The sequence below is a fragment of the Streptomyces roseoviridis genome (genome assembly GCF_039535235.1).
GTDB lineage: Bacteria > Actinomycetota > Actinomycetes > Streptomycetales > Streptomycetaceae > Streptomyces > Streptomyces roseoviridis.
This window is the reverse complement of record NZ_BAAAWU010000001.1, coordinates 4988887-5013691: the sequence shown is the minus strand read 5'-3', so window position 1 is coordinate 5013691 and position 24805 is coordinate 4988887. Positions and strand designations below refer to the sequence as shown.

Here is a 24805-nt window from a genome sequence, read left to right as displayed (position 1 = left end):
TTCAGCCGGTCAGGCGGGCGTAGCGGGCGCGCAGGTCGGCCGCGCCCTGGTCGGTGAGGCCGCCGTGCAGGCGCATCCGGGCGATGCCGCCGTCGGGGAAGGCGTCGAGGCGGACGTGGGTGACGACGGCCTGCGCGGGGAGCCGGAAGCGGTGGAGGGTGTCGGGCTGGAGGCGGGTGCGCGGGATGATCTCGAACCACTCGGCGCCCGCCGCGGGGTCGCCGTTGCAGCCCTGGAGGGCGATCCAGCCGGCCGAGTTGCCCTTGAGGTACGCGGTGTCGATCTCGACCGCGCGGACCGCGCCCTGGGCGGCGAGCCGGAAGCGGACCCAGTCGTTGGTGCCGCGGATCCGGCGGCGGCGGTTCTCCCAGCCGTCGTCCATCTTCCGGGAGGTGCCGGGCAGGATGATCTGGGTGGGTGAGGAGTAGAAGCGGTCCGAGGCGTCCTCGTACACGCCGCCGTTGACGACGGCGATCAGGTCGAGGGTGCCGAGGACGTCCAGCCACTCGGGGTCGGGGACGACCTCGCCGTGCACGCGGAGGCGGGCGATGCCGCCGTCCGGGTGCTGGCAGAGGCGTACGTGGGTGTAGCGGCGCTCGGTGGTGATCTCGAAGCCGTTGGCGGCGTGGCCGCGCACGGGGGTGGGCGGGAGGAGCTCCTCCCACTTCGCGTCGAGGAGTTCCTCGGGGCTCGGCGTGCCGTCGACGGCGGTGGCCTGGACGCTCACCCGCTGCGGGTAGTTGCCGCGGAAGTGGGCGGTGTCGACGACGATGCCGCGGATGACGCCGGGGGCGCCGAGGCGGACGATCGCCCAGTCGTGGTCCTCGGGCGCAGGGAAGGGGTGGTCGGCGTCGGCGCCGCGCCGGCGGCGGGTCTCCCAGCCGTCCATGATCTTGCCCTTGTGCCCGAAGTGCTCGGGGTCGAAGATGGCGCGCTCGCGGACGAGGAGGTTCTCGCGCTCGGCGAAGAACTCGTCGTTGGCGGCGACGACCCCGGCGCCGAGGCGGCGGTCGGCGAGGTCGACGAGGCCGGTGAAGGGGAAGTCACCGGCGCGGTAGTCGGCGTACGGGTCGCCTCCGGCGTAGGGGGCGGCGTCGTTGGCGTGCGGGTCGTCGGTGGGGGCGTCCGTGTGGGCGGTGTCGAGGCTCATGTCTCCACGGTGCCGCCCGCACGCACCTCAGGTCCATCGAATGTTTTCGAGGTCGCCTTTCAGCTGTGCTGAACGGTCTCGCGCCGGACGGCGGCCTGGCGCAGGGCCGCAAGCACGCGCGCGACGGCCGGGTGCTCCTCCGCCCCGCGCCGTACCGCGGCGACGACGTGGCGCAGCGGCTGGTCGGCGGAGAGGACCCGCATGACGACGCCGCTGCGGCGCTCGGCGGCGGCCATCCGGGGCACAAGAGCGATGCCCAGCCCGGCCTCGACCATGGCGAGGATCGCGGTCCAGCCGGCCGCGCTGTGCGCCTGCTCGGGCACGAACCCGGCCGCCTCGCAGGCGGCGGTGGTGATCTCGGACCAGGGCCCGGAGCCGCCGAAGATCCAGGGCTCGGCGGACAGGTCGGCGAGCCGGAGTCCGGGCGCGTCGGCGAGCGGGTGGCCGGCGGGCAGGGCGACGTCGAGCGGGTCGGCGAGCAGCGGCACCCGGCTGAACCGGGAGTCGCGGGCGGTGGGCGCGTGCGCGGCGAGCGAGAGGGCCAGGTCGACGTCGCCGGCGGTGAGCAGCTCGTACGCCTCCGCCGCCTCGGCCTCCCGGATCCGCAGGTCGAGTCCGGGGTGGGCGGAGCGCAGCGCCTGGACGGCGGGGACGACGAGTGCGGGCACGGCGGTGGAGAAGGCGGCGACCCGCACCCGGCCCGCCTCGCCCCGCAGATAGCCGTCGAGTTCGGCCTCGGCCCGCTCCAGCTGGGCGAAGACCGCCTCGGCGTGCCGCAGCACCAGGTGGGCGGCGTCGGTGAGCCGGACCCGCCGCCCGTGCGCCTCCAGGACGGGGACGCCGAGCTGGCGGGAGAGGTTGGTGAGCTGCTGCGAGACGGCCGAGGGGGTCATGAGCAGCGCCTCGGCGGTCGCGGTGACGGTGCCGCGGTCGCGCAGGGTGCGCAGGATCTGGAGCTTCTTGATGTCCCACTCGGTCATGGGGCGCAACCTACCGGGCGGCGCCGGCACGCCCGCGCGTGGCGGAGGCGAGGGCCACTCCGCCCAGGATGAGCCCCATGCACGCCACGCCCAGCAGGCCCAGTTCCTCGCCCAGCAGGACGTACGAGAGCAGGGCCACGCACACCGGCTGGAGGTAGTAGACGACTCCGGCGCGGGCGGCGCCGATCAGGGCGATGGCCTTGTTCCAGGCGAAGAAGGCGACGGCGGAGGAGAAGACGCCGACGTAGAGGAGCGGGCCGGCGGTGCCGGCGGTGACCGGGAAGGCGCCCTGGAGGGAGAGGGAGACGGCGTAGGCGGGGGCGAGCATCAGGGCACCGAGGACGAAGGTGGTGAAGAGGAAGGCGAGGCCGTCGATCCCGGCGGGCTTGCGCTTGAGGAGGGCGCTGTACGAGGCGAAGGACAGGGCCGCGGCGAACATCCACAGGTCTCCGGCGGCGAGGTCGACGGCGAGGGAGCCCTTGCCGACGAGCAGCAGCACCCCGAGGACGGCGACGAGGAGGCCGAGGAGGCGGCGGGCACCGAGCCGTTCGCCGCCGACGCGGGCGTAGAGGGTCATGAGCACCGGAGAGGCGGCCATGATCATGCCCATGTTGGAGGCGGAGGTGGTCAGGCCGGCCTGGTGGACCAGGGTGTTGTAGAGGGCGACGCCGAACAGCGAGGCGAGGGCGACGAAGCCGAGGTGACGGCGGATCAGCTTCCGCTGCCGCCAGAAGGGACGGGCGGCGAAGGGGGCGACGGCGACGAGCGCGATGATCCAGCGCCAGAAGACGGCCTGGACGGGCGGGACGGTGTCGGCCATGTCGCGGGTGGCGACGAAGCTGCCGGACCAGACGACGGTGGCGAGCAGGGCGAGCAGCACGCCGAGACCGGCGCCCCGCGCGGGCTTCCTCGCGGGCGCCGGTCTGCGGGCGGCGGTGCCGACGGCGGTCCGGGCGGCCGGCTCGCCGGCCTCTTGGGGGGTCCCCCCGGCGGTCTCTTCGGGGGTCTCTTCTCGGGTCTCGTCGCGGGTCTGTTCGGTGGTGGGGTGACGGGCGGTGATCAGGGTCATGCCGCCTACCGTCGCACCGGCCGACCCTCCAGGTCCATCGAAACTTCTTGACCCTTCTTTTCAGTTTCGCTGAACGGTTGGTTCTTGGCGGGCGGGTTCAGCTGGCCCGCCAGCGTCGCGCCGAAGGCGATCACCATGCCGAGCAGCTGCACCGGCCCGAGCGCCTGGCCGAGCGCGGCCCAGCCGATGACGGCGGCGGTGATCGGCGAGAGCGGGCCGAGGAGGGTGACGGAGGAGGCGCTGAGGCGCTCGATGCCGCGGAACCAGAGGAAGTAGGAGACGGCGGTGTTGCCGAAGGCCAGGTAGGCGTAGCCGGCCAGGTTGTAGCCGGTGAGGGCCGGCGGCGCGCCTTCGAGCAGGAAGGCCATCGGCAGGATGATCAGGCCGCCCGCGGTGAGCTGCCAGCCGGTCAGAGCGAGGGCTCCGACGCCCTCGGGGCGCCCCCAGCGCTTGGTGAAGACGGTGCCCGCGGACATCGACAGGGCGGAGAGCAGTCCGGCGGTCACACCGACCGCGTCGAGCGCCGCCCCCGCCTTGAGCACGACGAGACTGACGCCGAAGGCGGCGGCTATGGCGGTGAGCAGCGCCTTCACGGTCGGCTTGTCCCCCAGGAAGAGGGCCGCGAGGCCGACGACGAAGAGGGGCCCGACCGAGGCCACGACGGCGGCGACACCGCCGGGCAGGCGGTAGGCGGCGAGGAAGAGCAGCGGGAAGAACGCGCCGATGTTGAGGGCGCCGAGGACGGCCGACTTCCACCACCACGCCCCCTGTGGCAGCCTGCGGGTGAGCGCGAGCAGCAGCAGTCCGGCGGGCAGGGCCCGCATCAGGCCGGTGAACAGCGGCCGGTCGGGTGGCAGGAACTCCGTGGTGACGAAGTAGGTCGAGCCCCAGGAGATCGGGGCGAGGGCGGTCAGGGCTACGGTGGCGGCCTTGCGGGACATGACGGTTCCCCCCTGCGGTGGCGAGCCGGCCGGTTGGCTTGGCGTTAATTAACTTAGCACTAAGCTACTTGATTGCAAGTGGCTTTCACCTAAGTGACTTCCTTGCAACTGAGTCGGCCACGAGGGAGACTGGGGGCATGGAGAACCACGACGCCGTCGACGCGATCACCGACCAGTGGGCCGTCGTCCGCCCGGACCTGGACACGCTGCCGATGGCCGTCTTCGGCCGGATCTACCGCCTGGCGAACGCCATGCGCGCCAAGGTCGACAAGGCCTACGCCCCCTACGGCGGGATGTCGCTGGGCGAGTTCGACGTGCTGGCGACCCTGCGCCGCTCCGGCGAGCCCTACACCCTCTCGCCGCGCGAGCTGACCGCCACGCTCATGATCACGACCGGCGGCATGACCGGGCGGCTCGACAAGCTGGAGCGGGCCGGCCTGCTCACCCGCAACCCCGACCCGAACGACCGGCGCGGCCTGCGGGTCACCCTCACCGACGAGGGCCGCGCCCTCGTCGACCAGGCCGTCGGCGCCGGACTCGCCCAGCAGCGCGCGGCCCTGGAGGCGGCACTCAGCCCACAGGAGGCGCGACAGCTGGCCGACCTGCTGCGGAAGCTGCTGGCCACCACCGTCTGAGGACGCACGAGGGCGCCGCACGGCACGTCATGACCACGTACCGTCCGGCGCCCTCGTCGGATGTCGAGCGGGCCTACGCCTGCTTCTTGGACTTGTCGAGCACCATCACCAGGCCGGTGATCACCAGGAACAGCACCAGCGGAGCGGCCACGAACAGGCCGAGGGTCTCGACGACCTCCAGCTTGGGGGCCGGGTCGTCACCGTCGTCGCGGGTGAGCGCGAGCGCGGGGGACGACATGAGCAGCATCATCAGCGTCGTACCGGCCGCGACGGCGCCGGCGCGCAGGGCGTTCTTCTTGTCCACGGTGCAAAAGTAGCGAACGCCTAAACCGCACGCGCGCCCGGGGGTGCCGTACGGGCCCCGACCCGCTCCGCGAGCAGCCGCAGCAGGTCGTGCGCGCGGGGCGAGGCGGCCAGGTCCTCCAGGGCGAGCGGCTGGCCGTCCGGGCCCGCGACCGGCAGCCGCCAGTTGGGGTACTGGTCCCAGGTCCCCGGCAGGTTCTGCGGCCGGCGGTCCCCGACGGCGTCCGGCAGCCACACGCCCACCATCCGGGCCGGGGTGGCAGCCAGGAAGCGGTGGAAGGCCCGGATCTCGGTCGCCTCGTCGCCCGGCCCCTCCGGCAGGTACCCGAGCCGCTGGAGCAGGCCCAGCCACTCGGCGGTCTCGGCCGTGTCCCGGCTCCGCTCGCGCTCGAGGTCGCCGGAGAGCAGGCCGAGCCGGTGGCGCAGCGTCACGTGGTCGCCGGAGAGCCGGGCCGCGGTGGACGGCAGGTCGTGGGTGGTGGCGGTGGCCACGCAGTCGGCCCGCCACTCCTCCGGCGGCAGCGGCCGGCCGGTGCCGGTCCAGTCGCGCTCGAACCAGAGCACCGAGGTGCCCAGCACCCCGCGCCGGGCCAGCGCCTCCCGCACGCCCGGCTCGACGGTCCCGAGGTCCTCCCCCACGACCGCCGCCCCGGCCCGGTGGGCCTCCAGGACGAGGACGGCGAGCATCGCCTCGGCGTCGTAGCGGACGTACGTGCCCGCGGTCGGCTCCCCGCCCTGGGGCACCCACCACAGCCGGAACAGGCCCATGACGTGGTCGATCCGCAGCGCGCCCGCGTGCCGCAGCAGTTCGCGCAGCAGACCCCGGTACGGGGCGTAGCCCTCGGCGGCCAGGACGTCGGGGCGCCAGGGCGGCAGGCCCCAGTCCTGGCCGCGGGAGTTGAAGGCGTCGGGCGGGGCGCCCACCGACATGCCGGCCGCGAAGACGTGCTGCTGCGCCCAGGCGTCGGAGCCGTCCGGGTGGACGCCCACGGCGAGGTCGTGCACGAGGCCGATCGTCATCCCGGCCTGCCGGGCGGTGTCGGCCGCCTCGGCGAGCTGCCGGTCCGTCAGCCAGGCGAGCCAGCAGTGGAAGTCGACCCGGGCGGCCAGCTCCGCGTCGGCGCGGACCGCCGCCTCGGCGGTCCGCGGGTGGCGCAGCCGCTCCGGCCACTCGCGCCAGCGGTGCCCGTACCGCTCGGCGAGGGCCTGGTAGGTGGCGTGGTCCTCCAGGGCCCGGCCGCGCTCGGCCAGGAAGTCGCGGTAGGCGGCGCGGCGGCCGGGGCCGAGCTCGACCGCGTGGACCAGCTCCAGAGCGCGCCGCTTGGCCTCCCAGACCGCGTCCCGGTCGATCAGCGCGCCCTTGCGGAGGACCCGTTCGCGCAGTTCGGTCGCGTCCGCGAGGATCCGGTCGAGCTCCTCGCGGCGGGCCGGGTCGACGTACGGGTACTCGGGGACGTCCTCGACCCGCAGATGGACCGGGTCGGGGAAGCGGCGCGAGGAGGGGCGGTAGGGGGAGGGGTCGGTGGGTGCCCCGGGCACGGCCGCGTGCAGCGGGTTGACCTGCACGAACCCGGCGCCGTGCGTGCGGCCCGCCCAGTCGGCGAGCTCACGGAGGTCCCCGAGGTCGCCCATGCCCCAGGAGCGGGCCGACAGCAGCGAGTAGAGCTGGACGAGCAGTCCGTACGTCCGGCCGCCGGGGCCCGGCACGCGCGCGGGGGCCACGATCAGGGTGCTGGTGCCGCCGCGTCCGTCGGGGGCGTGGGCGGCGAGCCGGTGCACGCCGAGCGGGAGGCCGCTCCAGTCGGGCCCGGTGACGGTCCGCCCGTCCTCGGTGGTGACCGTGAGCCGGGTGCCGGGCGGCAGGTCGTACGGGAGCCCCGCGGGACCGTCCTCGGCCTCTGCCGCCCGGGACGCCGCCCGGCCGCGCGGCCGGTCCTTCGCCCCGCCCTGCCCCTCGTCGCACCAGTGGACGACGGTGGGGGGCAGCAGACGCTCCTCGGCGGCCCGTTCGGCGGCGTCGAGCGCGGCGGCGAGCGCCTCCGGCGTGGACGCGTCGACGTCCAGGGCGCGCAGGACCGCCACGACGGTGGCGTCGGGCACGTCGACCGTGACGCCCGCGGAGGGGGCGTACTCGGTGGCGACGCCGTGCAGGGCGGCGAGACGGGCCAGGGTCACGTCACACTCCTGGGGACTCCGAACCGCCGGCGGTGGCGCGGGCGGTGGGTTCGCTGGTCAAGGGCGCCGCCTCCATGAGGGACGGCTCGCTGGTGAGGGGCGCGGCATGGGCGAGGGGCGGCTCGCTGGTGAGCGGCGTTCCCTGTGCCGGAACCCGTATCGGATTCCTCAGGGCATGGCCTGCCCGTTTGCAGGCGTGGTCGGTGGCGGTCACGGGATCTCCCGGTTCGTCTCGACAGGTAAGACAGCAGGACAGCAGAGGGAGCCCTACCCATCGGTCCCCGTTTTACCGGTGGATTTTGGTGAAACCGTGCCACCTCGCCGAAAGACCGCCGGGCAAAGCAGACAGTTCGACCAGCCGCATTGACACTCCGTCGGCCCGGGTGGTGGGCTCGTAACCCGGTCGTGACCCACGTGATCCCAGGGGAGAGGAGTCCCGCGTTGGCTCTCGGGCACCTCGCGCGCAGGAAGCGGACCGCGACGGCCGTCGCCGCGGCGGTCATCGGCGGCCTCCTCGGCGGCGCCGCACCCGGCGTCGCGCACGCGGCACCCGGCACGCCGGTCCCTCCGGCCGCCTCGCCCCACCGGCAGCCCGCCGCCCTCCCCTCCGTGTGGCCCCGGCCGCAGTCCCTGACCAGCACGGGCCGGGCGGTGCCGCTCGGCTCCGAGGTGACGCTGCAGGCCGCTCCCGACGCCGATCCGTACGCGCTGACCGCCCTGCGCCAGGTCCTGGAGGCCGCCGGGGTGCGGACGGTGCACACGGCGCTGCCGGGCCGCGGCCCGCTGATCCGCCTGGGCGACACCGTCGAAACGGAAGCGGCGCTGCGCGCCCTGCGGGTCCCCGAGCGCGGTGATCTGCCGGACGGCGGCTACCGGCTCGCCACCGGCCGCCTCCAGGGCCGGGACACCGTCGTCCTCGACGGCGTCGGCACCGACGGACTCTTCCACGCCGTCCAGACACTCCGTCAACTCGCCGGCACGCACGGCGTGCTGCCGGGCGTGGTGGTGCGCGACTGGCCCGGCACCGCCGTGCGCGGCGTGACCGAGGGCTTCTACGGCCGTCCCTGGTCGTCCGCCGACCGGCTCGCCCAGCTCGACTTCCTCGGCCGCACCAAGCAGAACCGCTATCTCTACGCGCCCGGTGACGACCCCTACCGCCAGGCCCTGTGGCGCGAGCCCTACCCGGCGGCCGAGCGGGCCGCCTTCCGGGAGCTCGCCGCACGGGCCGCCGCCAACCACGTGACGCTCGCCTGGGCCGTGGCCCCCGCGCAGGCCATGTGCCTGTCCTCGGACGCCGACGTGCGGGCGCTCCAGGCCAAGATCGACGCCATGTGGGAGCTCGGCGTGCGCGCCTTCCAGCTCCAGTTCCAGGACGTCAGCTACAGCGAGTGGGGCTGCGACGGCTCCGCCGACGCCGACGCCTTCGGGCGCGGCCCCGAGGCCGCCGCCCGCGCGCACGCGCACGTGGCGAACGCCCTCGCCCGCCACCTCGCCCGGCGCCACCCCGGTGCGGCGCCGCTGTCGGTGATGCCGACGGAGTACTACCAGGACGGCGTCACCGACTACCGCACGGCGCTCGCCGGCGCGCTCGACCCCTGGGTGCAGGTCGCCTGGACCGGTGTCGGCGTGGTGCCGCGCACCATCACCGGGCGAGAACTGGCCGGGGCGCGCGAGGCGCTGCGCCACCCGCTGGTGACCATGGACAACTACCCGGTCAACGACTACGCCCAGGACCGGCTCTTCCTCGGCCCCGCGACCGGACGCGAACCGGCCGTGGCCGCCGGTTCGGCCGCGTTCCTCGCCAACGGCATGGAGCAGGCCGCGGCCTCCCGCATCCCGCTCTTCACCGCCGCCGACTTCGCCTGGAACCCCAAGGGCTACCGGCCCGACGAGTCGTGGCGGGCCGCCGTCGACGAGCTGGCCGGACCGGACCCGAAGGCCCGCGAGGCGCTGCGGGCGCTCGCCGGGAACGACGCCTCCTCGATCCTCGCCCCGAAGGCCGAGTCGGCTTATCTGAAGCCGCTCACGGCCGCCTTCTGGGCGAGCCGCACCGGCGCCGCCCCGGCCGTGCGGGAGAAGGCGGCGCGCGAGCTGCGGGCCGCGTTCACCGTGATGCGGCAGGCGCCGGACCGGCTGGAGGGCACGGCGGGCGGCGCGCTCGGCATGGAGGCGGGGCCGTGGCTCGACCGGCTCTCCCGGTACGGCGCGGCCGGCGAGACGGCCGTCGACATGCTGCTCGCCCAGGCGCGCGGGGACGGCGCCGCCGCCTGGCGGGCCCAGCTGGACCTGGAGCGGAGGCGTGCGGAGCTGCGGCCGCAGGACGTGACGGTCGGCAAGGAGGTCCTGGACGGCTTCCTCGCGCGGGCGGCCGCCGAGGCGGCGGCCTGGACGGGCGCCGACCGCGGCCGCGCCCCCGGCGAGCGGGCGGACGTGGCGGAGGACGCGTACACGGTCCGCCTGGAGCGTCCTCGGCCGGTGGAGACCGTGACCGTGATGACCGAGCCGGGCTCCGAGGGCGTCCTGGAGGCGTACGTGCCGGGCGAGGGTTGGCGGCGGCTCGGGCCGCTCGCCGCGTCCGGCTGGACGCAGGCCGACCTGAAGGGGCTGCGGGCGGACGCGCTGCGGATCGCGTGGAGCGGCGGCACGCCGCAGCGGGTGCGGTCGCTGGTGCCGTGGTTCGCCGACGAGCCGCGCGCGGGCCTGGAGCTGGCCCGCGCGGAGACGGACGCCGAGATCGGGGGCCCGGCCCAGCGGGTGGACGTGACCCTGGAGGGCCGGCGGGCCGCCGAGGTCCGCGGGCCGCTCGCCGCCCGGCCGCCGAAGGGGATCGCGGTGCGGCTGCCGAAGGAGGCCGTGGTGCCGCGGGGCGCGCGGACGACGGTGCCGATGGAGGTGTCGGTGGCGGCGGACGTGCCGGCCGGTTCGTACGCGGTCCCGGTTTCGTTCGCGGGCGAGGAGCGGGTCCTGACGGTCCGGGCCTTCCCGCGCACGGCGGGCCCCGACCTGGCCCGTACGGCCACGGCCTCGTCCTCCGGCGACGAGACGCCCGACTTCCCGGCCGCGCACGCCCTCGACGGCGACCCGGAGACCCGCTGGTCCTCGCCGCCGGCGGACGACGCCTGGTGGCAGATGGAGCTCGCCGAGCCGGCCCGGATAGGGCAGGTGGTGCTGCACTGGCAGGACGCCCACGCCTCCCGCTACCGCGTCCAGGTGTCCGCCGACGGCCGCACCTGGCGCACGGCCGCCACGGTCGAGGGGGGCCGCGGCGGGCGCGAGGCGGTCCGCATGGACGCGGCCGGCACCCGCTTCCTGCGCGTGCAGGGCGAGGAGCGGGCGACGGAGTACGGCTACTCGCTGTGGGCGGTGGAGACGTACGCGGTGGCGGAGCCGTCGCCGGGCGAACCCCGGGACGCGCGGGGCGACGCGCCCGAGGAGGAGCCGGGCGGACCGTCGCCCGACTCCCCGTAGCGACCCCCGGGGGCCCCGCAGCGGCTCCGGGGCACGTCCGGCCGACGCGCGGGGGCCCGGGAACGCGAAGGGCCCGGCTCACCCCGTCGTCACGGCCCCCTGCGGGTGGGGGGCGGTGGCGACCGAGTCGATCCGGGCCAGGACGTCGTCCGCGCCGTACGGCTGGAGGTAGGGCAGCCACCGCGGGTCGCGGTGGCCGGTTCCGATGATCCGCCAGGCCAGACCGGACGGCGGGGCGGGTTGGTGCCGCAGCCGCCAGCCCAGCTCGCGCAGGTGCCGGTCGGCCTTGACGTGGTTGCAGCGGCGGCAGGCGGCCACCACGTTCTCCCAGGCGTGCGTCCCCCCGCGGCTGCGCGGAATGACGTGGTCGACGCTGGTTGCGACGCCACCGCAGTACACGCAGCGTCCGCCGTCGCGGGCGAACAGGGCTCTGCGGGTCAGAGGAACGGGCCCCCGGTAGGGGACCCGCACGAACCGCTTCAGCCGCACCACACTGGGCGCGGCGATGACACGGCTCTCGCTGTGCAGGAAGGCGCCGGACTCCTCGAGGCAGAGGGCCTTGTTCTCCAGGACGAGGACGAGCGCGCGGCGGAGCGGTACGACGCCGAGCGGCTCGTACGACGCGTTGAGGACCAGGACGTGCGGCACGGATGCCTCCTATGACGCCGGCGGCGCGTGGCTCGCGCCGGGACGAAACTGCTCTCAGTCTCTCCTCATGCCTGGCCGGTGCGCCACCACGTGAGCGTCACGGCCCCTGGGTGTTCTCGACCACATCGGCACGCATCCGGGAGTCTTCCCCGGCCGCGGTCCGTCTCTCCCTCTGCACACGTCGACCGGGGTACCACCGGTCCCCCGTTAGTGTGGATGAATTGCGAACGCCTTCCTGGAGGTCCCCCGTGCTCCCCGTGTCCTGGTCCGCCGCCCCGCGCGCCGCCGACGACCCGACGCAAGTGCCGGTGACGCTCGACGAGGCGGCCGAGAAGGCCACGAACGCCGCCGGCTGGGTGGAGCAGAACTGGTCCACCTGGCTGAACACCGGGCTGAAGATCCTGCTCATCCTGGTCGTGGCGTTCACCCTGCGGATGCTGGTCAGGAAGGCGCTGACCAAGCTGATAGACCGGATGAACCGGTCGGCGCAGGCGGTGGAGGGCACGGCCCTGGGCGGTCTGCTGGTCAACGCCGAGCGGCGCCGGCAGCGCTCGGAGGCGATCGGCTCGGTGCTGCGGTCGGTGGCCTCGTTCCTCATCCTCGGCACGGCCGGGCTGATGATCCTGGGCGCCTTCAAGATCGACCTGGCGCCGCTGCTCGCCTCCGCCGGTGTGGCGGGCGTGGCGATCGGTTTCGGCGCCCGCAATCTCGTCACGGACTTCCTCTCGGGCGTCTTCATGATCCTGGAGGACCAGTACGGCGTGGGTGACTCGGTCGACGCTGGGGTGGCGTCCGGCGAGGTGATCGAGGTCGGCCTGCGGGTGACGAAGCTGCGCGGGGTGGACGGCGAGATCTGGTACGTCCGCAACGGCGAGATCAAGCGGATCGGCAACCTCAGCCAGGGCTGGGCGACGGCCGCGGTGGACGTGACGGTCCGCCCGACGGAGGACCTGGACCGGGTCCGCGAGGTGATCCTCGAGGCGACCGAGGCGATGTCCAAGGAAGAGCCGTGGAACGAGCGGCTGTGGGGCCCGGTGGAGGTCCTGGGCCTGACCGAGGTGCTGCTGGACTCGATGACGGTCAGGGTCTCGGCGAAGACGATGCCGGGCAAGAAGCTCGGCGTGGAGCGCGAGCTGCGCTGGCGCATCAAGCGGGCGCTCGACGCGGCGGGCATCCGTATCGTCGGCGGCGTCCCGGCCCCGGCGGACGAGTCGGCCGCCGACCCGACGGCCGGCATGGCCGCGCCGTCGGCCTTCGCCTCCCCGGCCTCGCCGCAGTCGGCGGCGGCCACGCCGCTGCCGAAGCCGGACCTGAACAAGTAGTCCCGTCGTCGCGACGCGAGGGGCGCCCCTGGTGAGGGGCGCCCCTCGCGTCGTACGGCCCGCCGAAGCGGGGGCGGCGGGCCGGTGTCTTCCCCCGAAGAAGGGCCGGGTCCGTGGCGGCCGGGCGGCGTCGCCGGGGAGGATGCCGTCCATGGCCGTCGACAAGGACCTTCTTCCCGCACGTGCCGCGCAGGCGGGCCCGTTCGCCTTCGCCGCCGGGGCGGCCGTCGGCGTGCTCGGCGGAATGATCGGGCTCGGCGGGGCGGAGTTCCGGCTGCCGCTGCTGATCGGTGTCTTCGGCTTCGCCGCGCTGTCCGCCGTGATCCTCAACAAGGCGATGAGCCTGGTGGTGGTGCTGGCCGCGCTGCCCGCCCGCACGGCGGCCGTCCCCGCCTCGGAACTGGCGGCGCACTGGCCCGTCGCGGTCAACCTGCTGGCGGGCAGCCTGGCGGGTGCCTGGGCGGGTGCGACCTGGGCGGTACGGATGCGGGGCGCGACCCTGTACAAGGTGCTGGCGGCGCTGATGGTGCTGATGGCGGGCGCCCTGGTCGCCACGCACAGCACCACGGCGGGCGCGCTCGCGCTGCCTGCGTGGGCGCGGGTGACGTGCGGGGTCGCGGCCGGCTTCGGCATCGGGGTGGTCGCGGCGATCATGGGCGTGGCCGGGGGCGAACTGCTGATCCCCACGATCGTGCTGCTGTTCGCGGTCGACGTGAAGACGGCGGGCAGCCTCTCCCTGCTGGTCTCCCTGCCGACCATGCTGGTGGCCTTCGCCCGCTACAGCCGCGACGGCAGCTTCGCGGTTCTGTCCACCCACCGCCGCTTCGCCGTGGTGATGACAGCCGGCTCGATCACCGGCGCGCTGGCGGGCGGCCTCCTCGTCGGCGTGGTCCCCGGCGCGGTGCTGGTCCCGGCCCTGGCGGTGGTCCTCCTGATCTCGGCGGTGAAGGTGGCCCGGCACGCCTGACCGCTGCGCGGGCTCGGGCCCGGCGGGCCCGCTCGTCACGCCCGCGACCGCCCCGCGCGACCGGGACCCGGGCGCCGCGCGGGGGCGTGAGCCGCGTAGTCGCCGTGCTCCTGGGTATTGACGGCCCGCTGACCTCCGTCTTACCTTCCTCCCAACCCAATAGGAAACTTTCCTAACAGTGCAGCTCGTCAGCGAGGCAGGTGGCGCGTCCATGGCCGGTACGACCCCGGGAACCCCAGGCACCCCCGGCACCCCCCGGGTGCTGCGGGCCATGAACGACCGGGCCGCGCTCGATCTGCTGCTCGCGCACGGGCCGCTGTCGCGCACCCGCATCGGGAAGCTCACCGGCCTGTCCAAGCCGACCGCCTCGCAGCTGCTCGCGCGCCTGGAGGCCGCCGGGCTCGTCGTCGCCACCGGCACCACCGAGGGGCGGCCCGGACCCAACGCGCAGTTGTACGCGGTCAATCCGCGGGCCGCCCACGCCGCCGGGCTCGACGTCAGCCCCGAGCGGATCCACGCGGCCGTCGCCGACATCACCGGCGAGGTGGTGGGCGAGTTCCGGCTGCCGACACCGGGGCGGGGCGCCGAGGACGTGGTGCGGCAGGTGGTCGACGCCCTCGACGGGGCCGTCAAGGACGCCGGGCTCGCCCTCGGAGACGTACACCGCCTGGTCATCGGCACCCCCGGCGCCTTCGACCCGGCGACCGGGCGGCTGCGCTACGCCTCCCACCTGCCCGGCTGGCACTCCCCCACCCTCCTCGAGGAGCTGGCCTTCGCCCTGCCGATGCCGTTCGAGTACGAGAACGACGTCAACCTCGTCGCCATCGCCGAACAGCGCCTGGGCGCCGCGAGCGGCCACGAGGACTTCGTCCTGCTGTGGAACGAGTCCGGCCTCGGGGCCGCCCTCGTCCTCGGCGGCCGGCTGCACCGCGGCTTCACCGGCGGCGCCGGGGAGGTCGGCTTCCTGCCCGTGCCCGGCACCCCGCTCGTCCGGCAGGTCGCCAAGGCCAACTCCGGCGGCTTCCAGGAGCTCGCCGGGGTGCAGTCCGTCCCCCGGATCGCCAAGGCCGTCGGGATCCGCACGGCCGAGCAGCCGTACGTGGAGGTCGCGGCCCGGCTGCTCACCGAGGCCGCCGAGCGCCACGCCGAGGACGAGCGCCACGCCCGCCTCCTCGACGCCTACGCGGAACGGCTCGCCACCGGGCTCGCCGCCCTCGTCGCCGTGCTCGACCCCGAACTGATCGTGCTGTCCGGCTCCGCGGTCACCTCCGGCGGCGAGCCGCTGCGCGCCCGCGTCCAGGCCCAGCTCGCCGATCTGGCCGCCTCCCGGCCCCGGCTCGTGCTCGCCGCCGTCGACCGGCACCCGGTGCTGCGCGGCGCGCTCGAATCCGCCCTCGCCGCCACCCGCGACGAGGTCTTCGACACCTCCCGATAGGCCCCGCCCGCTCCGCCGTCCTCCACCGTCCTCCGCCGTCCCGCCCGTCCCACCCGTCCCAGGGAGAACCCGTCATGCCCGCACGCCACCGCAGGCTCGCCGCCGCCGTCGCCGCGACCGCCTCCCTCGCCCTCTTCACCTCCGCCTGTACCGGCTCCGCGAACAACGGCGCGACCGACGACCCCGAGGCCGACACCCGGATCACCTTCTGGCACGGCTGGTCCGCGCCCTCGGAGGTGAAGGCCATCAACGACAGCGTCCGGCGCTTCGAGCAGGCGCACCCCAACATCAAGGTCGACGTCGTCGGCAACATCAACGACGACAAGCTCAACCAGGCGCTGCGCACCGGCGGTTCCAAGGGGCCCGACGTGGTGTCGTCCTTCACCACGTCCAACGTCGGCAAGTTCTGCTCCTCGGGCGCCTTCGCCGACCTCGGCCCCTTCATCGAGAAGTCGAAGCTGGACCTCGGGAAGATCATCCCGAAGACCCTGCTCGACTACACCCAGTTCGAGGGCAAGCGCTGCGCGATGCCGCTGCTCACCGACGCCTACGGCCTCTACTACAACAAGGACGCCTTCAAGAAGGCCGGCCTCGACCCCGAGAAGCCCCCGAGGACCTACTCCGAGCTCCTGGCCACCGCCAAGAGGCTCACGAAGACCAAGGGCCCCGGCTACGAGCAGCTCGGCTTCATGCCGAACTACCACGGCTACGAGACCACCACCGAGCACTACCTGGGCAGTTGGGGCCCCTCGTACTTCGACGCGAACGGGAAGTCCGCCGTCGCCACCGACCCGGCGTTCGCCGAGATGATGACCGTCCAGAAGAAGATGGTCGACGAGCTCGGCGGCTACGCGAAGCTGGAGAAGTACCGCACCACCTTCGGCGACGAGTGGGGCGCCAAGCACCCCTTCCACACCGGTCAGGTCGCCATGCAGCTCGACGGCGAGTGGCGGCTCGGCATGGCCACCGACGCCAAGGTGCCCTTCGAGATCGGCGTCGCCCCGATGCCCGTACCGGACGCGCGGGCCGCCGACTACGGCAAGGGCTTCCTGTCCGGCACGATCATGGGCATCGCCCCGCAGAGCCGGAAGCAGAACGCCGCCTGGGAGCTGGTCAAGTTCATGACCACGGACACCGAGGCCGTCGTCGCCTTCGCCAACGGCATCCGCAACGTGCCCTCCACCTTCGGGGCGCTGAAGTCCCCGAACCTGAAGTTCGACCCGCGCTTCAAGACCTTCCTCGACATCGCCCAGCACCCGAAGTCCAACACCCCGGCCGGCGCGGTCAACGGCGCGGCCTACCTCAACACGATCCAGGACTTCGCCCTCCAGTACGAGAAGGGCGCGGTGACCGACCTCAAGGCCGGTCTGGAGCGGACCGCACGGCAGATCGACACCGACATCGCCAAGGCGAAGTGACCGCATGGGCACGATCACTCTCCGGTCGAAGCGCCGCCGCGCGGCGCTTCGCACGGCGGCCTTCCTGTCGCCGTGGCTGATCGGCTTCGGCGTCTTCTTCGCCTACCCGATGGCCTCGACCGTCTACTTCTCCTTCACCCACTACGACGGCTTCGCCGACCCCACGTTCAACGGCCTGGACAACTGGACCTACGTCTTCTCCGACTACCCCATGTTCTGGCCCGCGCTGCGCAACACCCTGTGGCTGGTGGTCGTGATGGTGGCCTGCCGGGTCGCCTTCGGACTCGGCGTCGGCCTGCTCATCACGAAGATCAAGACGGGCGCCGGGGTCTTCCGCACCCTGTTCTACCTGCCCTATCTGGCCCCGCCGGTCGCGGCGACCCTCGCCTTCGTCTTCCTGCTCAACCCCGGCACCGGTCCGGTCAACTCGGTCCTCGAAGGGCTCGGCGTCCCCGCCCCCGCGTGGTTCAACGACGCCGCCTGGTCCAAGCCCGCGCTCACCATGCTCGCGGTGTGGGGCGTCGGCGACCTCATGGTCATCTTCATGGCCGCCCTGCTCGACGTGCCGAAGGAGCAGTACGAGGCCGCCGAGCTGGACGGCGCCTCGGCGCTCCAGCGCTTCCGCTACGTGACCCTGCCGAACATCTCGCCGATCGTGATGTTCGCCGTGGTCACCGGCGTCATCCAGGCCATGCAGTACTACACGCAGCCGCTGGTGGCCGGAAAGGTCGCCTCCGGTGTCATCGGCGGCTCCGGCCAGCAGTTCGAGCCCGGCTACCCGGACAAGTCCACGCTGACCCTGCCACAGCTCGTCTACAACCTCGGCTTCCAGCGCTTCGACTACGGCGCCGCCTGCGCCACCGCCCTCGTCCTCTTCGCCCTGGCCATGCTCTTCACCGGGCTGCTCATGCGCCGCCGCGGCGGTCTCGTCCAGGCAGGTGACTGACCCTTGAGCCAGGTACTCGACACCCCGAAGGCCCCGGCCGCCGCCCCCGTCCCCGGGCCGTCGCCCGCCGCCCGGGCCGCCCGCCGCAAGACGGTCCTGCACTGGATCGCGGTGCACTCGCTCGGCGTGGCCGCCGCCCTGTTCTTCGTGCTGCCGTTCGTCTTCGTGCTGCTCACCTCGCTCATGAGCGACCAGCAGGCACTCACCCGCGACCTCACCCCGGACACCTGGCAGTGGGGCAACTACGTCCGCGTCTTCGAGACGCCGGGCTTCCTCACCTGGTGGCGCAACACCCTGCTGTACGCGGGGCTCGGCACCGTCCTGACCGTGCTGTCCTCGATCCCCGTGGCGTACGCGCTGGCCAGGTTCCGCTTCCGCGGCAGCCGGCTCGCGCTGATGCTGGTCATCTCGATGATGATGCTGCCGCCGCAGGTGGTGATCATCCCGATGTACCTGTTCTGGGCCAAGCAGCTGGACCTGTCCGGCACGCTGTGGCCGCTGATCATCCCGATGGCCTTCGGCGACGCGTTCTCCATCTTCCTGCTCCGCCAGTTCCTGCTGACCATCCCGAACGAATACCTCGACGCGGCCCGCGTCGACGGCTGCGGCGAACTGCGCACGCTCGTGCGGATCGTCCTGCCCATGGCGAAGCCGGGCATCGCGGCCGTCGCGCTCTTCCAGTTCTTCGCCGCGTGGAACGACTACTTCGGGCCGCAGATCTACGCCTCCGAGAACCCGGCCGCGTGGACCCTGAGCTACGGCCTGGAGTCCTTCAAGGGCGCGCACCACACCGACTGGAATCTGACCATGGCCGCGACCGTCCTGGTCATGGCCCCCGTGATCCTCGTCTTCTTCTTCGCCCAGAAGGCATTCGTCGAGGGCGTCACACTGACCGGAGTGAAGGGCTGACTGATCGTATGAAGCTCGCTGTCGTGGGGGGCGGCTCCACCTACACCCCCGAACTGATCGACGGATTCGCGCGGCTGCGCGAGACCCTGCCCATCACCGAACTCGTCCTCGTCGACCCGGCCGCCGAACGGCTCGACCTGGTCGGCGGCCTCGCCCGGCGGATCTTCGCCCGGCAGGGCCACCCCGGGACCGTCGTCACCACCTCGGACCTCGACGCGGGCGTCGACGGCGCGGACGCCGTCCTGCTCCAGCTGCGCGTCGGCGGACAGGCCGCCCGGGAGCGGGACGAGACCTGGCCGCTGGAGTGCGGCTGCGTCGGCCAGGAGACCACCGGCGCCGGCGGCCTCGCCAAGGCACTGCGCACGGTCCCGGTGGTCCTGGACATCGCCGAGCGGGTCCGCCGGGCCAACCCGGACGCCTGGATCATCGACTTCACCAACCCCGTCGGCATCGTCACCCGGGCGCTGCTCCAGGCCGGCCACAAGGCCGTCGGCCTGTGCAACGTGGCCATCGGCTTCCAGCGGAAGTTCGCCGCCCTGCTCGGCGTGACCCCGGCCGACGTCCACCTCGACCACGTCGGACTCAACCACCTGACCTGGGAGACGGCCGTACGGCTCGGCGGCCCGGAGGGCGAGAACGCGCTGCCGCGGCTGCTGGCCGAGCACGGCGACGCCCTCGCCGACGACCTGCGGCTGCCGCGCTCCCTGATGGACCGGCTCGGTGTCGTCCCCTCGTACTACCTGCGCTACTTCTACGCGCACGACGCCGTCGTGGAGGAGCAGCGCACCAAACCGTCGCGCGCGGCCGAGGTCGCCGCGATGGAGAAGGAGCTCCTGGAGATGTACGGGGATCCGGCGCTCGACGAGAAGCCGGCGCTGCTGGCGAAGCGCGGGGGCGCCTTCTACTCGGAGGCGGCCGTGGACCTGGCGGCCTCCCTCCTCGGCGGGGGCGGATCGCCGTACCAGGTGGTGAACACGTACAACCGCGGCACGCTGCCGTTCCTGCCGGACGACGCCGTCATCGAGGTGCAGGCGGCGGTCGGCCGCGGCGGTGCCTCGCCGCTGCCGGTCGCGCCGCTCGACCCGCTGTACGCCGGGCTGATCGCGAACGTCACCGCGTACGAGGACCTGGCCCTGGAGGCGGCGCTGCGCGGCGGCCGCGACCGGGTGTTCAAGGCGCTGCTCGCGCACCCGCTGGTGGGGCAGTACGCGTACGCCGACGGGCTCACCGACCGGCTGATCGCCAACAACCGGGAGCACCTGGCGTGGGCGTGAACGGAGCGCTGCTGGCGATCGACGCCGGGAACAGCAAGACCGACGTCGCGGTCCTCTCCCCGGGCGGCCGCGTCCTGGGCGAGGCGCGCGGCGGCGGCTTCCAGCCGCCGGTGGTGGGAGTGGAGACGGCGGTCGACCGGCTCGCGGAGATCGTCGGCCGGGCGTGGGCGGCGGCCGGCGGCGCCGGGACACCACCCGGTTTCACCTATGTGGCGGCCTGTCTCGCCAACGCCGATCTGGCGGTGGAGGAGGAGGGGTTGAAGGCCGCCCTGGAGGCGCGCGGCTGGAGCCGTTCCGTCCTGGTCCGCAACGACACCTTCGCCATACTGCGGGCCGGGATCGACGAGCCGCGGGGCGTGGCCGTGGTGTGCGGGGCGGGGATCAACTGCGTCGGCATGACCCCGGACGGGCGGACCGCGCGCTTCCCGGCGATCGGGAAGATCTCCGGCGACTGGGGCGGCGGGGGCGGCCTGGCCGAGGAGGCGCTGTGGTGGGCCGCGCGCGCCGAGGACGGCCGGGGCGAGCCGACCGCGCTCGCCCGCACCCTGCCCGCACACTTCGGCCTTCCGACGATGCACGCGCTGATCGAGGCGCTGCACCTGGGGCGGATCCCGGCGGTGCGCAGGCACGAACTGGCGCCGGTGCTGTTCCGTACGGCCGCTGAGGGCGACCCGGTGGCCCGGGCGCTGGTCGACCGGCAGGCCGAGGAGGTCGTGGCCATGGCCTCGGTCGCGCTCGGGCGGCTCGGGCTGCTCGACGAGGCGGCGCCGGTGGTGCTCGGCGGCAGCGTGCTGGCCGCGCGGCACCCGCAGCTGGACGGCCGGATCGCCGAACTGCTCGCCGTGAAGGCGCCGAAGGCGCGGGTCCGGGTGGTGACCGCGCCGCCGGTGCTCGGCGCCGGGCTGCTCGCACTCGACGCGTGCGGCGAGGGGCCTGAGGCGGCGGCGCGGCTGCGGGAGCACTACGGGGCCTGAGCCGTCGGACGAGACGGGTGCGGGGCGTCCCTTCCGGGGCGCCCCGCACGCGTGTTCACCCGTTCGAGGACGTTCGGGGCGGAACCGATTCCGGCCGGGCGACGTATTCAGAGTGAAGGGGGTGGATGACGGGTTCGCCTGCGGAAGCGACGGAGGCATGGGGCACGATAGGAACAAGATCGCGTCATTTCCGGTGTGCGCGGCGGGCACTGCGGCCATACTGCTGGCCGGGTAGTCGTCCGCCGTCCCGCCGACAGGACGGGTCGACGTCTCAGACCGAGGGGGAGGTCACGTGACATACCCGCCGAACGCGCCCGCCGCCTCGGCGGCGCAGGGCACCGCCGGCGCGCCCGCGCGGCCGGTTTCCGGTGTGCCCGCGCAGCCGTCGGCGCCCGGGGCCGTTCCTACGCCCGCGGCGCCCGGCGCCTGGGCGGAGGGCCGGGAGATCCTGCGCCGGGCCGCCACGACCGAGCCCGGCCGGCTGCGGATCCTGGGGGCCGTGCTCGCCCTGCTCGTGGTCGCGTTCGGGGCCGTCACCGCCTTCGAGGTGGCCGACCGTGCCTCGTACGCGGACGACGTGGTCGGCCGCAGCCAGCCGCTGAGCGCCGACGCCGCCGACATCTACCGCTCGCTCGCCGACGCGGACGCCACCGCCGCGAGCGGCTTCCTGGCCGGGCCGCAGGAGTCCGCCCAGATCCGCAAGCGGTACACCGACGACATCACCACCGCCTCCCGACTGCTCGTCAGGGCCGCCGCCAGCACGGACGCCGACGGCGAGTCGGCCCGCGAGATCGCCACGCTGAGCGAGCACCTGCCGCGCTACACGGGCCTGATCGAGCGGGCCCGCGCCGCCAACCGTCAGGGCCTGCCGCTCGGCGGCGCCTATCTGCGCTACGCCAACCAGACGATGACGCAGGCGCTCCTGCCGGCCGCCGAGCGGCTGTACGCGGCGGAGACCGAGCGACTGCGCCAGGACGACGACGAGGCCCGCGCCTGGCCGTTCCTGTCGCTCGCCCTCGGGGTGCTGGCGCTGGCCGCCCTGGTGGTGGTCCAGCGCCGCAACTACGCGATGACCAACCGGGTCTTCAACCGCGGGCTGCTGGCCGCGACGGCGGCCTGTGTGACCGCCCTGCTGTGGCTGCTCGCCGGCCACGGCCTGGCCAGGGCCGGTCTGAACGACGCCCGGGAGCACGGCCAGGAGTCCCTGCAGGTGCTCAACGAGGCCCGGATCAGCTCCCTGAAGGCCCGCGCCAACGAGAACCTGACGGTGGTCGCGCGCGGCGCCGTCCTCACCGAGGACGGCAAGCAGGACAAGTACGAGGCCGACTACGCGAGCAGCGCGGCCGCCCTGACCGCCGCCCTGGACGACGCCCGGCGGCTCGCCGACGACGAGGCCGGCCGCGCCCCCCTGACGGAGGCCGCGGCCCGCACCGGTGAATGGCGCCAGCGCCACGGGCAGGCCCGGGAGCTGGACGACGCGGGCGACTTCACCGGCGCCATGAACCGGATCATCGGCAGCTCGCAGTCGACCGGCCAGTCCTTCGACCAGGTCGACGCGGCCCTCGGCCGGGCCCTGGCGCACGAACAGGACGAGTTCACCCGCGCCGCCGAGAACGGCCGGGACGCGCTGACCGGCCTGCCCCTGGGCGCGGCCGCGCTCGGCGTGCTGGCCGCGGCGGGCGCCGTGACGGGCATCAACCGCAGACTGTCGGAGTACCGGTGAGAGGGGGCGGGATGCCGGACGGCGTCGAGCGGACGAACGGTACGGGCCGGATGCCGGACCCGGTGCCGAAGGGCGCGCCACGCGCCCGGCGGCCCGCCGGACGGCTGCGGGGCTGGGGCGGTGTGGGGTCCATGGCCGTGGCCTGCGCGCTGACGGCCTCGCTCGCCCTGGTCGCGCTGCCGCGCACCGCCGCCGACGAGGGCGGGCGCGGCGGCGGTCCTGGCCCCGGCGTGGGCCGGGGCGTGCAGGTCAGCGCGGAGAGCGCCGAGACCTGCCGCACCCCCGAGGCGTCGCTGCGCCCGTCGGGCGCCGACGGCCCCTCGGTGACCCGCATCAAGAACCGCGGCAAGCTCGTGGTGGGCGTCGACCAGTCCAGCTACAAGTGGGGGTTCCGCACCCCGCCCACCGTCACCCGGCTGCCCGACGGCACGGTGAAGGAGGAGCCGGGCCGCCTGGAGGGCTTCGACATCGACCTGGCGAAGGCCATCGCCAAGGCGATCCTGGGCTCCGAGGACGCCGTCATCTTCCGCACGATCCCGACCAACCAGCGCATCGCCGCGCTGGAGAGCGGCAAGGTCGACCTCGTCGTGCGGACGATGACGATCAACTGCAAGCGCATCCAGCAGGTGGCCTTCTCCACCGCCTACTTCGAGGTGGGCCAGCAGGTCCTGGCCCCCAAGTCCTCGCCCGTCACCGGCTACGACACGTCGCTGAGCGGCAAGCGGGTGTGCACGGCCGAGGGCTCCACGGCCTACGAGGCCCTGGAGGAGAAGTCGTTCGGCGCCGTCTTCAAGGAGGCCGGCGACGGCACCAAGGACGACCCGGACCTGCTGACCGTGCCCAACCAGCTGGACTGTCTGGCCCGGCTCCAGATGGGCGAGGTCGACGCGGTCGTCACCGACAACGCGCTGGCCGCCGGGCAGGCCGCCCAGGACCCGGCCGTCGAGCTCAAGGGCAGCCGGTTCACCACCGAGTACTACGGGGTGGCGGTGAAGCTCGGCAACGACGACCTGGTCCGCCGGGTCAACCAGGTCCTGGTGCAGTACCGGCAGGGCCCGTGGCAGGCGGCGTACGCGAAGTGGCTGAAGGCGGACCTGCCCGGCATCGCCGGGCCGCCCGCCCCCACGTACAAGTAGAACGAGAGGTGATCGATGGGCGTCGCGGGACTCCCCGGGCCGGTGATGGACCGGGACGAGGTGGACCGTGCGCTGGCACGGCTCGGCGCGGAGCACAAGGCGGTCGAGGACTCGCTCCTCGCGCTCCAGGACCACGCCGGCCGGAGGCTGCTCGAAGGCGCCGAGCTGACCGGCACGACCCGGGACCGCTGGCAGGCCACCGAGCGGACGATCACCCTGCTGTGGACGTACTTCGACGCGTACACGGCCGCGCTGCACGACGCCCGTGAGGTGCGGTCCCGGCGGCGCTGGCCGGGCCGGGAGGAGCTGGCGGAGCTGACCGACCGGCTGCGCGGCGAGAGCGTGCACGTGTCGGGCGGGGCGAGCGAGCAGGCCCTGCTCGCCGAGCGGTTCACCCTCGACGGGCTCGTGCGGCGGATGAACGAGCTGTACGCGGCCTCGCTGGACGTGGTGGTCACCGCCGACGCCGTGTGGTCGGCGCTGCCCGCGCGGATAGACCTGCTCGCCGCCGAGCTGGGCCGGACGCGGTCGCTCGCGCACTCGGTCGGGGTGCGGCCCGGGGAGCATCCGGCCGGGGACGAGCTGGAGGCCATCACGGCCGAGCTGTCCGCGCTGCGCGCCCAGGTGGTGTCCGATCCGCTGGCCTTCTGGCGTCCCGCCGAGGGCAGTTCGGCCCCCGGCGGCGGGCGCCCGGACACCACGCGGTACGACACGGCGGCCCGCGCCCTGGAGGACGTCCGGCGGGAGATCGAGGCGGTGCTCCAGGTCCGGCAGGACTCGGAGGACCGGCTGCTGCGGCTGCGCGACGTGCTGTCGCGGGCGGACCGCACGCTCGCCGAGGCGCGGGCGGCCCGCGGCGAGGTCCTCGCGAAGATCGCCGCCTCGGAGGTGCCGGCCGTCAGCGGACCGCCGACGGCGCTCCAGGAGCGGCTGGCGACGGCCGCGGAGTACCGCAGGCACGCCCAGTGGCACCGGCTCTCCCCGCTCCTGGACGCCCTGGAGCAGGAGGCGGAGGACGAACTGCTGCGGGCCCGCGCGTCGTTGACGGCGGTGACCGCGCCGTTGGCGGTCCGCGCCGAGCTGCGCGGCCGGCTCGACGCGTACAAGGCGAAGGTGGCCCGGCTCGGCGCGGCCGAGGACCCGCTGCTGGTCGAGCGGTACGACACCGCCCGCCGGATGCTGTGGAGCGCCCCGTGCGATCTGCGGGCCGCCGAGCAGGCGGTGCTGCGCTACCAGCAGGCGGCGGCGGAGACACTGTCGGGACCGAGGGACGGCAGGGGGAGTCAGTGGTGAGCGGGGAGTCCGGAGTGAGCAGCTGTCAGCGTCCGTCGT

General features: G+C 74.1%; 21 protein-coding genes. 13 read left to right on the top strand and 8 right to left on the bottom strand.

Annotation, left to right across the window (positions count from 1 at the left end; translation table 11 throughout):
• Position 1: 1 nt before the first annotated feature.
• Genes alc through ABD954_RS22655 form a run of 4 tightly spaced genes read right to left on the bottom strand, consistent with a single transcriptional unit; the run spans position 2 to position 4140 of the window.
• Complete coding sequence (alc, locus tag ABD954_RS22670; protein ID WP_345488246.1) at positions 2-1150, bottom strand: allantoicase; 1149 nt, start codon at positions 1148-1150, stop codon at positions 2-4.
• A 59-nt stretch (positions 1151-1209) separates the two neighbouring features.
• On the bottom strand, positions 1210-2130 hold the full coding sequence (locus ABD954_RS22665; RefSeq protein ID WP_345488244.1) for a LysR family transcriptional regulator: 921 nt from the start codon (positions 2128-2130) through the stop codon (positions 1210-1212).
• A 10-nt stretch (positions 2131-2140) separates the two neighbouring features.
• Complete coding sequence (locus ABD954_RS22660; protein WP_345488242.1) at positions 2141-3199, bottom strand: DMT family transporter; 1059 nt, start codon at positions 3197-3199, stop codon at positions 2141-2143.
• A gap of 5 nt (positions 3200-3204) precedes the next feature.
• Positions 3205-4140 carry an EamA family transporter gene (locus tag ABD954_RS22655; protein WP_345488240.1) on the bottom strand — a complete coding sequence of 312 codons (936 nt, stop codon included), beginning with the start codon at positions 4138-4140 and terminating at the stop codon, positions 3205-3207.
• Positions 4141-4277: 137 nt separating this feature from the next.
• Here ABD954_RS22655 and ABD954_RS22650 point away from each other — a divergent pair, with 137 nt between their 5' ends.
• The gene (locus ABD954_RS22650; protein WP_345488238.1) at positions 4278-4775 is read left to right on the top strand and encodes a MarR family winged helix-turn-helix transcriptional regulator; all 498 of its coding nucleotides are present in this window, start codon (positions 4278-4280) and stop codon (positions 4773-4775) included.
• Between the two features lie 73 nt (positions 4776-4848).
• On the opposite strand, the gene ABD954_RS22645 is transcribed toward ABD954_RS22650, so the two are convergent.
• The 3 genes from ABD954_RS22645 to ABD954_RS33650 are packed head-to-tail and all read right to left on the bottom strand — an operon-like array spanning position 4849 to position 7512.
• Positions 4849-5079, bottom strand: a complete 231-nt coding sequence (locus ABD954_RS22645; RefSeq protein ID WP_345488236.1) for a hypothetical protein — start codon at positions 5077-5079, stop codon at positions 4849-4851.
• Positions 5080-5099: 20 nt separating this feature from the next.
• Positions 5100-7253, bottom strand: coding sequence for a 4-alpha-glucanotransferase (gene malQ, locus ABD954_RS22640; RefSeq protein WP_345488234.1), 2154 nt, complete (start codon positions 7251-7253; stop codon positions 5100-5102).
• 1 nt (position 7254) lies between these two features.
• Complete coding sequence (locus ABD954_RS33650) at positions 7255-7512, bottom strand: hypothetical protein (RefSeq protein WP_382745830.1); 258 nt, start codon at positions 7510-7512, stop codon at positions 7255-7257.
• 182 nt (positions 7513-7694) lie between these two features.
• Here ABD954_RS33650 and ABD954_RS22635 point away from each other — a divergent pair, with 182 nt between their 5' ends.
• On the top strand, positions 7695-10721 hold the full coding sequence (locus ABD954_RS22635) for a glycoside hydrolase family 84 protein (protein ID WP_345488232.1): 3027 nt from the start codon (positions 7695-7697) through the stop codon (positions 10719-10721).
• Positions 10722-10799: 78 nt separating this feature from the next.
• Here the strand turns inward: ABD954_RS22635 and ABD954_RS22630 are convergent, their stop codons facing one another.
• Complete coding sequence (locus tag ABD954_RS22630) at positions 10800-11369, bottom strand: HNH endonuclease (protein WP_345488230.1); 570 nt, start codon at positions 11367-11369, stop codon at positions 10800-10802.
• Positions 11370-11626: 257 nt separating this feature from the next.
• Between ABD954_RS22630 and ABD954_RS22625 the strand changes: the two genes are divergently transcribed.
• The 11 genes from ABD954_RS22625 (at position 11627) to ABD954_RS22575 (ending at position 24766) form a co-directional block, all read left to right on the top strand.
• A complete protein-coding gene (locus ABD954_RS22625; protein ID WP_345492400.1) occupies positions 11627-12691 on the top strand; it encodes a mechanosensitive ion channel family protein in 1065 nt (354 codons plus the stop codon).
• A 151-nt stretch (positions 12692-12842) separates the two neighbouring features.
• Entirely contained in the window at positions 12843-13658 is an 816-nt protein-coding gene (locus tag ABD954_RS22620; RefSeq protein WP_345488228.1) for a sulfite exporter TauE/SafE family protein, read from the top strand.
• A 211-nt stretch (positions 13659-13869) separates the two neighbouring features.
• Positions 13870-15093 carry an ROK family transcriptional regulator gene (locus ABD954_RS22615; RefSeq protein WP_345488227.1) on the top strand — a complete coding sequence of 408 codons (1224 nt, stop codon included), beginning with the start codon at positions 13870-13872 and terminating at the stop codon, positions 15091-15093.
• A gap of 74 nt (positions 15094-15167) precedes the next feature.
• Positions 15168-16511: an ABC transporter substrate-binding protein gene (locus ABD954_RS22610; RefSeq protein ID WP_345488225.1), complete on the top strand. Its 1344-nt coding sequence runs from the start codon at positions 15168-15170 to the stop codon at positions 16509-16511.
• Between the two features lie 4 nt (positions 16512-16515).
• Positions 16516-17457 (top strand): carbohydrate ABC transporter permease, encoded by a 942-nt coding sequence (locus ABD954_RS22605; protein ID WP_345488223.1) that lies wholly within the window; start codon positions 16516-16518, stop codon positions 17455-17457.
• A gap of 3 nt (positions 17458-17460) precedes the next feature.
• Entirely contained in the window at positions 17461-18366 is a 906-nt protein-coding gene (locus ABD954_RS22600) for a carbohydrate ABC transporter permease (protein WP_345488221.1), read from the top strand.
• Between the two features lie 8 nt (positions 18367-18374).
• Positions 18375-19640 carry a 6-phospho-beta-glucosidase gene (locus tag ABD954_RS22595; RefSeq protein ID WP_345488219.1) on the top strand — a complete coding sequence of 422 codons (1266 nt, stop codon included), beginning with the start codon at positions 18375-18377 and terminating at the stop codon, positions 19638-19640.
• Complete coding sequence (locus ABD954_RS22590; protein ID WP_345488217.1) at positions 19631-20614, top strand: N-acetylglucosamine kinase; 984 nt, start codon at positions 19631-19633, stop codon at positions 20612-20614. The genes ABD954_RS22595 and ABD954_RS22590 overlap by 10 nt, the downstream gene beginning before the upstream one ends.
• A gap of 292 nt (positions 20615-20906) precedes the next feature.
• Positions 20907-22337, top strand: a complete 1431-nt coding sequence (locus tag ABD954_RS22585) for a hypothetical protein (protein ID WP_382745805.1) — start codon at positions 20907-20909, stop codon at positions 22335-22337.
• 50 nt (positions 22338-22387) lie between these two features.
• Positions 22388-23473, top strand: a complete 1086-nt coding sequence (locus ABD954_RS22580) for a glutamate ABC transporter substrate-binding protein (RefSeq protein ID WP_345492395.1) — start codon at positions 22388-22390, stop codon at positions 23471-23473.
• 15 nt (positions 23474-23488) lie between these two features.
• Positions 23489-24766 carry a coiled-coil domain-containing protein gene (locus ABD954_RS22575; RefSeq protein WP_345488215.1) on the top strand — a complete coding sequence of 426 codons (1278 nt, stop codon included), beginning with the start codon at positions 23489-23491 and terminating at the stop codon, positions 24764-24766.
• Positions 24767-24805 lie beyond the last annotated feature (39 nt).